Here is a 1,857-nt window from a genome sequence, read left to right on the forward strand (position 1 = left end):
AGTTCATCTAGAGCGCCTAATAGCGCCCGAGTATCGGCAGGATGCAGGCCAGCGGACGGTTCATCGAGCACATAAACCACGCCAAATAGTTTAGAGCGAATTTGGGTGCCAAGTCTTAGGCGCTGTAGCTCGCCAGGCGATAAGGTAGGTGTGGTGCGTTCAAGTGATAAATAACCTAGCCCAAGTCTGGTTAACGCTTCTACACGCGATAAAATGTCGCTGGCAATACGCTTGGCGACGATGGCTTTTTCACGATCGGGCATATCATCGCTGAGTTTTTTATTGGCAGCGTCGTGAAGTTTTAGCGCCAGTTCAGTTAAGGTTAATTGTGATAACTCGCCAATATCAAGCCCTGCAAATTTAACCGACAGCGATTCTTTTTTGAGTTTTTTGCCATGGCAGCTTGGGCATTCTGAAATTTGCATGAACTGCGCCACGCGTTTTTTGGTACGTGGACTTTGGGTCGTAGCAAAAGAATGTAAGACGAAATTTTTTGCGCTGGCATAGGTGCCTTTATAATTGGGTTTTTCGCCTTTTTTAATCGCCTCGCGTACTTGCTCGAGATTGTACTCTGGGTAAACGGGCACTTCTGGGGTCTCATCGGTAAATAAAATCCAATCGCGGGTTTCCTTGGGCAAGGTATCCCAAGGTTTGTCGATATCGTAGCCCAGTGTGGTCAATATCCGGCTCAGATTTTGCCCTTGCCATGCTGGTGGCCAAGCAGCAATGGCGCGTTCTCGAATGGTTTTTGTCTTGTCAGGCACGAGCAAATCTTCTGTGACCTCAAACACGCGGCCAATACCTGAGCAAGTAGGGCAAGCACCTTCTGGCGTATTTGGCGAAAAGGCATCGGCATACAGCATATCTTGCCCAGCAGGGTATTCGCCCGCTCGCGAGTACAACATACGCAGACCATTTGAAATCGTCGTCACGCTACCAACTGATGAACGTACCGACGGCGTACCGCGCTGCTGTTGCAGGGCGACGGCGGGCGGCAAGCCTTCTATCGAATCGACATCAGGCTCGCCAACTTGGTCAATCAAGCGCCGTGCATAAGGCGATACCGAATCAAGGTAGCGCCGTTGCGACTCAGCAAACAAGGTACCAAATGCCAGTGATGACTTGCCTGAACCTGATATGCCAGTAAAAACAACCAACGCATTACGCGGTAAATCCACATCGACATTTTTGAGGTTATGCACTCGTGCGCCCCTGACCTGAATGCTTTCATCAGCGGCAAGGTTGTGATTTTTGAGAGAAGTGTTAGATTTTTTATGATTAGATTTCTTACTATTGGTTGTCATACAACGCTTATTCCTTTGACTAAAATCAGCTCATCAACGCTTTGATTCAACAATACCGTATTTATTTAATACGGTGTTCTTTTAATATCGTGTCTGCTTAACGTCATCCTATCACCTTAAAATCAAAACCCTGCGCAGGCTTACGCTTTATAGACAGAGGATAGACACAGCAACGTCAAACGATAACATTTATAAGGTTTACCCGACAAATTGCGGATTATAGAGGTTAAAAAATATGACGTTTTGACCGCTATTAAGCGGGCAAGTAGCGTGTTAACTGCGAATGCTTTATCATTAACCTTATCTATTAATCATTTATAAAAGTGTTTTATGATTTTTATCAGCAATAATATCAGTCTGAATGACAGCGAAGTGGACATTAGCGCCATACGCGCGCAAGGGGCAGGCGGGCAAAACGTCAATAAAGTGTCCTCTGCGATTCATCTGCGTTTTGATATTCATGCTTCAAGCTTGAGCGATGTCATTAAGCAGCGCTTATTGGACAGTAAAGACAGCCGAATCACCAAAGAAGGCGTACTTATTATTAAAGCGC

General features: G+C 46.0%; 1 protein-coding gene and 1 pseudogene. One reads left to right on the plus strand and one right to left on the minus strand.

What is annotated here, in order from left to right:
* A pseudogene (locus V7D75_RS00670) lies at positions 1-1,304 on the minus strand (excinuclease ABC subunit A); the annotation flags it as partial.
* Between the two features lie 330 nt (positions 1,305-1,634).
* Here V7D75_RS00670 and arfB point away from each other — a divergent pair.
* A partial coding sequence (arfB, locus tag V7D75_RS00675) for an alternative ribosome rescue aminoacyl-tRNA hydrolase ArfB (protein ID WP_333612987.1) occupies positions 1,635-1,857 on the plus strand: 223 nt, incomplete at its 3' end.

The organism is Psychrobacter sp. (genome assembly GCF_036731945.1).
Lineage (GTDB): Bacteria > Pseudomonadota > Gammaproteobacteria > Pseudomonadales > Moraxellaceae > Psychrobacter.